A 350-nucleotide genomic window follows, 5' to 3' on the forward strand; every position below is an offset into this window, starting at 1 on the left:
GTTGAGGGTGGGTCCCGTGAGCAGGGGTCGTACACGACTCCCACGGGGTTGTACGACCTGCCGTACGCCTTCGGGATCAAGGCGGCTCCTGGTGGGACCAAGGCCAAGTACCGGCGGGTGAGCGGGAGTTCGTGGTGGTGTGAGGACACTCGGTCTCGGGTCTACAACCGGTGGAGTGAGCCCCTGGCGAGTGATTGCCGGGCGTCCGAGTCCGAGCGGCTGATCTCGTATCCGACGCAGTACGCGTACGGGTTCGTCGTTGGGTTCAACTACGCCAAGCCCGTGAAGGGGCGGGGGGCCGGGATCTTTTTGCATGTCAACGGGCGTGGGGCTACCGCCGGTTGTGTGTC

General features: G+C 65.1%; 1 pseudogene. It reads left to right on the plus strand.

Annotated features, from left to right (window positions below):
• A pseudogene (locus tag AC31A1_RS52340) lies at positions 1-350 on the plus strand (hypothetical protein); the annotation flags it as partial.

It is taken from the genome of Streptomyces sp. P5F9, from assembly GCF_057961495.1.